The organism is Mesorhizobium sp. M1A.F.Ca.IN.022.07.1.1, from assembly GCF_003997575.1.
In the GTDB taxonomy this organism is placed as follows: Bacteria; Pseudomonadota; Alphaproteobacteria; order Rhizobiales; family Rhizobiaceae; genus Mesorhizobium.
In genome coordinates this window covers 1-7055 of record NZ_RZST01000309.1, presented here as the reverse complement: position 1 = coordinate 7055, position 7055 = coordinate 1, and the positions used below count along the sequence as shown (strand labels likewise).

7 protein-coding genes and 2 pseudogenes are annotated in these 7055 nt (G+C 56.8%); 1 reads left to right on the top strand and 8 read right to left on the bottom strand.

The genetic code is table 11. The features are described from left to right. Window positions 1–186: 186 nt before the first annotated feature. The gene (locus EOA75_RS35830) at window positions 187–483 is read left to right on the top strand and encodes a transposase (RefSeq protein ID WP_127325493.1); all 297 of its coding nucleotides are present in this window, start codon (window positions 187–189) and stop codon (window positions 481–483) included. Here EOA75_RS35830 and EOA75_RS26020 read toward each other — a convergent pair. The 8 genes and pseudogenes from EOA75_RS26020 to EOA75_RS25980 form a co-directional block, all read right to left on the bottom strand. Beyond that, window positions 461–1229 (bottom strand): annotated as a pseudogene (locus EOA75_RS26020) (amino acid ABC transporter ATP-binding protein). The gene EOA75_RS35830 and the pseudogene EOA75_RS26020 sit on opposite strands and share 23 nt — an antisense overlap. Window positions 1230–1289: 60 nt before the next feature. Beyond that, window positions 1290–1499 (bottom strand): hypothetical protein, encoded by a 210-nt coding sequence (locus tag EOA75_RS35215; protein ID WP_245466741.1) that lies wholly within the window; start codon window positions 1497–1499, stop codon window positions 1290–1292. Window positions 1500–1820: 321 nt separating this feature from the next. After that, entirely contained in the window at window positions 1821–2027 is a 207-nt protein-coding gene (locus tag EOA75_RS26010) for a transporter substrate-binding domain-containing protein (protein ID WP_127325492.1), read from the bottom strand. A 349-nt stretch (window positions 2028–2376) separates the two neighbouring features. Beyond that, window positions 2377–3030, bottom strand: a pseudogene (locus EOA75_RS26005) (transposase); the annotation flags it as partial. A 296-nt stretch (window positions 3031–3326) separates the two neighbouring features. Then, window positions 3327–4016: a FadR/GntR family transcriptional regulator gene (locus EOA75_RS25995; protein ID WP_127325491.1), complete on the bottom strand. Its 690-nt coding sequence runs from the start codon at window positions 4014–4016 to the stop codon at window positions 3327–3329. A gap of 61 nt (window positions 4017–4077) precedes the next feature. Continuing rightward, complete coding sequence (locus tag EOA75_RS25990; RefSeq protein WP_164747562.1) at window positions 4078–5229, bottom strand: CoA transferase; 1152 nt, start codon at window positions 5227–5229, stop codon at window positions 4078–4080. A gap of 1 nt (window position 5230) precedes the next feature. Next, window positions 5231–6010, bottom strand: a complete 780-nt coding sequence (locus tag EOA75_RS25985; RefSeq protein WP_164747561.1) for an enoyl-CoA hydratase/isomerase family protein — start codon at window positions 6008–6010, stop codon at window positions 5231–5233. A gap of 7 nt (window positions 6011–6017) precedes the next feature. After that, window positions 6018–7055 (bottom strand): glycoside hydrolase family 88 protein (locus tag EOA75_RS25980; protein ID WP_206517035.1); only part of this gene is annotated, 1038 nt, incomplete at its 5' end.

The following is a 7055-nucleotide window of genomic DNA, read 5'->3' as shown; positions in this document are numbered from 1 at the left end:
CCACAGCCGAATAGTCCGTCCGCATCTTCACCGCTGATCCCATCGCCCGAATCCTCCTCGCAACAAGGAATCACGGATCAGTCGAGGCGGGAACCCCTAGAGAGTCAGCCCTCAGAGCCTTTGGTATAAGGCCATTGCACGCGGCAAGCTCAGCCATGCAGCACTCGCCCATATCATGATGGCGAAGTGGGATTATCATCTGCCGTACAAACCCATGATGGCCCGCCAAGGGCGCCCATATCGAGCGATCAATGCTCGCGCGCAGCGCCGTATGCCGCCGCTTTGCTCGATCCGATCTACAATCGCATGCGTGAGATCGGCCGTACCCGCACCAAGATACACACCGACGACACGCAGCTTCCAATCCTGGCCTACAGGCACCTGTCTGACGCTTTTCGGCATCGCATTCATTCCGAACTAACCGCTCATGCGCGCCTCCAAGCCAAATCTTATGTAACTTTCAATTTACGGCATCGCCGATAGCCGAGCATATTAGCTGATTGATAAGCTGCAAGTTTAGAAGAATCTGAGCGAGGAAGTCCCTCGCTCGTTGGTGCTTTGATGCTGCGAAGAAATCTTTCGGGGGAGTCTCTTCAACAATCTCACCGTGATCCATGAAGATGACCCGATCCGCCACGCTCCTGGCGAAACTCATCTCGTGGGTAACGCAAATCATCGTCGTGCCGTCACCCGCCAGACCTACCATCGTATCGAGCACTTCCTTGACCATTTCAGGGTCCAATGCGGAGGTGGGCTCGTCAAAAAGCATAATCTTCGGATCCATGCAAAGAGCGCGTGCGATCGCAACTCGCTGTTGTTGCCCTCCTGAAAGCTGAGCGGGATACTTGGCTGCATGCTCGCTTATGCGAACGCGCGCAAGGAATTTGTAGGCGACTCCTTCGCATCCGTTACGCGTTGTTTCTCGATCTTAACGGGGCAAGGATGCAATTCTCCAGGACGGTCAAGTGCGGGAAGAGGTTAAACTGTTGAAACACCATGCCGACTTCGCGACGCACGGCATTCATTTCCTTGGACCTGGTTTTCGGGACGAAGCCATCGACGACGATGGTTCCCTCACTGAAATCCTCAAGCCCGTTGATGCAGCGGATAAGCGTCGATTTCCCGGAACCGGACGGCCCACAAACGACTATGCGCTCACCGGTTTTCACACTGAGATTGACGCTCCGAAGAGCATGATAGCTACCGTACCACTTCTGAGCATCCGTCATTGAGATGATTGGCGGACCGTTTCCATTACGTTGGAGCTTTTCGCTCATGATCTGCTCCGTTCACTTGTTCACAAATTCGGGAATGGGCATCTCCGGCAGATCGCTGTCAAACCATTTACGCCATGCGGCGTTAAGCGAACTATCAGCGAGCGAGTCCGTGATGAAGACGTTGGACCAGCTCGGAAGTTCCGCCTGACCGGGCTTCAAAGCCATGCCGAACAAGCTCCGATAGAGAGGGAACTTCACTTCGAAGGTATCCGCGGGCGCCATTCTCAAACCTGCGCCGCAACGTTCTGCCCAAACGCAATTGTCTGGACCTGTCCCGACAAGATTGCCTGCGTAGATGACGCGTCATCCTCGAACCGACGAATGATGTCCCTTCAGGGGCGGAATTTGTCACGACAATATCCTCGCACTTGCTCTTGGCACGGCGGTCGATACTCCGACTATTGTCCTCGATCTTCCTGGCTTTTAGTCCCTTTTGACCAAGGACTACAGTTTCAGCGTACGAGTATGGCTTCGTAAATGCCACCTGCTTAGCGCGTTCGGGCGTGATGGTGAGCGAGCCGACGATGAGGTCGACGCGCCCGGTCAACAGATTCGGAATACGCCGGTGACAGGTACGATTTCAAGCTTGACCCCGAGCTTCTTTGCAATAAGGTTTGCAACGTCGGCCTCGTATCCAGCCGGTTGATTGTTCTCATCGAGCAGGCCGTAGGGCAGAAAGTCCACAAGCATGCCGATGCGGATCTTGCCGCGGCTTTTGATATCTTCCAGAGACTGCGCATGCGCCGGCATCGAACCAGCATAGCTGCGCAGATGATCCCGAGCGCGATCGACACCATTTTTTCAAGTTCCCGCTAATCATGGATCACTCCTTGTTTTTTTCCATCGACGAATGACGCCTAGCGGGTACCTGGCGCGAATTTTCTTTCAAGGTGACCGGCTGCTATCGAGAGCGGCCAGCAAAGAATGAAGTAGCCTGCGCCCGCTAGCCCGTCTTATTCATGACGCATCTGGGTTTGTTTGTCGCTGAGAGGTGGACAGGTGGCGGCGCGGCGTCTTTTTCACCGCGGCTGTGTCTGGACTTGTGAACGCGCTGGAGGGTGGAAGCTGTATGGTTCGGCGGGGCCTGCTGCCCCGGCGATCATGGTCCTGCCGGTAGCAGATTGCTGGCGAGCGCCCGGAACAGACTTGCCTCGGGACAGGCGGCGGTGAAGGCCAGACGGATGCGCGAGACGGATCGATGACGCGAGCGCCGAGCTTGAGCAGCCTGAGCCGCAGCGTAGCGAACTCCGCGTTGCGCAGATGATGGGTTGTGGGCACCGCCTCGCAGGGTGAGCAGGTGAGCATCAACCAGTATGCGGCGGTGTGCAGGACAAGACGGACCTGGTTGGCAATCGGTGAGCGGCAGGAGGTGCGGTCGGAGGCGAGCTGGCTCTTGTGCATCTTGATCAGGTTTTCGGCCTGGCCGCGGGCGCAGTAGATCACGTCATAGATGTGCTCGGCGGAGCCTTTGTCGAGATTGGTGACGACGAAGCGGATGTCGAGGCCCATCGCGGTTGCCTCGATGCGATCGCAGACGCGACGCTCAAGCTTCCAGGACTTCGCCTTGTAGTGGGTCTGGGCATAGCCGCGCAGCACAGACTTGCGCTCGAGCGCGCCGCGCGTGCGGATGTCGTCGGCGCTCTCGTCGACGAGCCGCTGCAGAACCTTGTTGCCGGGTAGGCCGAAGAGGTAGTCGATGCCGTTGTTCTCGCACCAGGCCATGACTTTCGCCCGGCCATAGTGAATCGCCGCGGATCAGGATAGATGCACTGTGCTGATGCCTTAGGAAGCATAAGCGATTCTATTCGATCGGCTAAAGTGTCGGCACCCAATCGGGTCATCATTGCCACGTTCGCACCAGCCCGAGCAGCGGCAATAGCACAGTTGGAGACATCACCACCGATGCCAGGCGTGACGGAGCCATCGGGCTGCCAGGAAAACTCGAACATGGGTTCGCCAAAGCAGGTGATATCGGGAGAGGGGAAATCGCGATTCACTTTCAACTCGTCTCACCATTGCTCGCCGTCATGCGGGCGGAAACGTCCGCGTTTAAGCCTTCGCCGCGGTTTCAAGATGTATCAGCATGGCATTCGCCGCTCGCTCGCCGTCGCGGGATGTTATCGCGCGCTGAATTTCCCAATGCTGGTCGTTGATCCTCGCGATCTCCGCGGGAGAGCGTTGCCTGAGCCGACCGATTTCTATAGATTTTTTGATGGTCTCGCGGAGCGGCTTGACGATGTAGATGTAAAGCGGATTGTCGGTCGCTTGGGCAATCGCCAGATGGAATTGGAAGTCGAGTTCGACAAATTCCAAAGACTCCACTCCAACCGCTTCCATTTCACGACAAAGCCCGGCCAACACTTCTGCTTGGGCGTCTGTGCGCCGCAGCGCAGCCAGCTTACTGGCAGCGACCTCTACACCCTCACGGACCTCCATGATTTTCTGGACGGTAAGTTGAGTGGTCGCTAGGCCATGTTGAACCGACAGACTTAGAACGTTCGAGTTCAGTTCGCCTACACGTGGACGTCGGCCGTTGGAAACCTGGATCAAGCCAGCACCGGCCAACTGGCCCAACGCACCACGAACAACGACCCGACTCACCCCGGCCTTTTCGCAGAGTTCGCCCTCTGACGGCAACTCTTCGCCAGGCTGCATCTCATTCTCCCGAATATATTCGATGATGGTTTCCGCCACCCGCGAATACAATGGTCTTTTGTCGACAGTCTCGAAGCTGCGCACCTAAGTCTCCCGGAACATGCTACTTACATGCCTATGGTAGCAGTTGCATTTGTGAAAGTGCCTACAATTGAACTCCCAGTTCACGAAATACTTCATCCGTATGCTGTCCAGTAACCGGCGGTGGCCGTGAGGGTCTGCTCGACTGGTTTGTCCTAATCGCGCAGCCTATCAAGTTCAGAGGACCCGCAGCGGGATGCTCAACTGTTACCACCATTGAATTCGCTGCTGATTGAGGAGTGTTTAGCGCCTGCGTGGGCGAAAGGATCTGTGCGCAGAGAATCCCCTTGGCCTCCAACGCTTCCAGCCATTCCGCCGAAGTCCGCTCCAAAAGACGGTTGCCCAGAATCTCCGACAGCCTGTCCTTATTTTGATATTGCGAAACCGGCGTGGAGAACTGTGGGTCTTCAGTTAGGTCCGGGAGTTCCAACCCGGAGCAGATCAGGCGTAGCGGGTTGTCCGAAAAGACTGGCGAAATTTCAATGAAGCCATCGGATGTCTGCCAACTGTGGCGAATGGTCTTCTCACTCAGGGTGAGGTTGACATCTCCCTCATCAAAACCACCCGTGTTCAAGAGTTCAGGTCCGCCCCAAACATGGGCTGTCAGCGCGGCCGAATGAAGATCAGTGAATACTTGGCAACCTTTCCCGGTCCGCTGCCTGGATACGAGCGCGGCAAGTATAGCGTTGCTCAGGAGCATTCCGGCCAGATAGTCCACAGAGATCGTCGGTGGCTGCGGTAGAGACATGTCGGTCGCGGGTGAAAAAAGACCACCTTCAGCGGCTGCCATTTGCGCGTGCCCTGCTCTTCCCCGTTCGGCGTCTGGTCCTTTTTCGCCCCATCCGGATGCGGACGCATGGATGAGATGGGGATGACGTTCCGACAATGACTCGAAATCGATGCCCATCTTCCTGTCGACGCCGGGCCGAAAGTTGTGAACAAGCACGTCGGCATGGGCGAGCAACTTCTGGAGCGCATCCTTACCCTCTAGGGTCTTGAGATCAAGGTCGATGGATCGCTTGTTGCGGTTCAGTCCCGCGAACGGCAAGCTTACCCCGTTTACGAACGGGCCCCAGGAGCGAGACCAATCACCTTTTCCGGGACGCTCGATTTTCAAGACATCCGCACCCAGATCGGCGAGCAAGAGGGTCGCCACCGGACCCTGCCAAACATGTGTGAAATCGATAACTCTTATACCTTGTAGTAGATCGTACACCTTATTCCCCTCTGAATTCCGGATGCCGCTTTTCGAGAAAGGCGTTCAGGCCTTCCGCTCCATCCTGCGTACATTTGCAGAACCCCCCTGCAAGACTTTCCAACGTGGACCCGACAACGAAACCCTGGCCGCCGAGGATCATCTGTTTGGAGACTTGGACAGCAACGGGGGCGTTAGCCGAGATAGACTTCGCAATTTGCATCGCGCGGTCGATCAGCTTGTCGGCGTCGCAGATCTCATTGATAAGGCCCCATTGGAGCGCGGTGGTAGAATCAATCGGTTGTCCAGTGAAAATCATCTGCTTGGCGCGGGCCGGACCTATTATTTCGGTCAATCGTTGAGAACCACCCCATCCAGTTACAGTACCGATTCTCACCTCGGGCGCACCGAATTTGGCCTCACGCGCGGCAATGCAGAAGTCGAGGGCCAGCGCAAGCTCCAGCCCTCCCCCAAATGTCATGCCGTTCAGGGCTCCGATCACTGGCACCCGCAGGTGTGCCAGTCTGTCGATCAGAGAATGGCCTCGTCGTACCCAGCGGTTCCACGTCTGCACTGGCCCCAAGGCGCTGAAGACGCCGATGTCGGCGCCAACAGAAAATTCCCGACCGGTCCCCGTGACGACGACCGCCCGCACGCTGTCGTCGTCTTCGATGGAACGCACCGCGTCATCGATAGCCGCGATCATGTCGTGGTCGATGGCATTCAGCTTCTCAGGCCGATCCAGCGTTAGTGTGACTATTTCCCCGCTTCTCGCGACGACAACTCTCCTCGTCTGCGTCATGGTCCGGCTACTCCGTAGCTGCGGCCAGGAGCACACTTCCCGTGCCCCAAGGCCGATGTCCGGTTTCAATGGATTCATACGCTCCGGGATTTTGCCAGCGCAGCCACGTCTCGCCGGACACCTGTTGAAGTTCGCCATCATCCGTGAAGTACGGCCGCGTCCCATCCCAGCATCGATCGAAGGCGCTGGCGGATTTTGCGATGTCGACGCCCTTCTTCTCGGCTAATTGGCCAGCGTAGGCGAACAACAGGCCACAAGACGTCTCATGGTAAGAGCCGTCCTTTTCAAGTTGCGTCCTCCAAAGCCCGTTCGGTTGCTGAAGAGAAAACAGCTCTGCGAACATCGCCTGAAGCTTCGTTTTGACCACGGCATTGGTTTCGTCCGGAACCCGGTCGGCTATTTCCGCAAGCGTCATGGCGATCCATCCATTGCCGCGACCCCAACAACCAGGACTTCTCTCGCCCGTTTCAGGGTTGAATGACTGATGAAACAGATCCGAACCCTCCGCTGCCAGGTATTTCAGGTGAATTTGAAGCTGGTTCATGGCTTCGGCACGGTACTTGTCATTTCCGGTGAGTTCAGATGCGGCGACCAAGCCAGGGATTGAGTAATAGACAGTGTCCGCAAAGAGCCAGGGAATGTCCTCGGTGTGCTTCAGTCCCTTCACGGAGGTCCGCTGCGCGCGATCCACCACGAAGTCGCCGATAAACCTCGCCATTTCCACAAGGCGGACGTCGTTCGTAACCTCATGAAGCGACTTGGCGAGCAGCATGATGCCCCAACTACCGCAGAAATGCGTAACCGGTACGCCCTGCTTAACTTGCAGCGCATCCCGCCAGTGGTCGTAAATCCGCAGACCGCCTTTCAAATGTCCATCCACCCAGTTGTCCACTGCCTCGACGTAGGCGGTATTGTCGGTCTTCCGACCAAGTTCAAGCAGGCCGAACAAGGCGAGGGCTTCACCCCAGTCCGTGATGATGTTTGTGTTCTGCGTGTCGCGCACTAATCTGTCTGCCACGCGTTCAGCGAGCTGCCTATGGGTCAA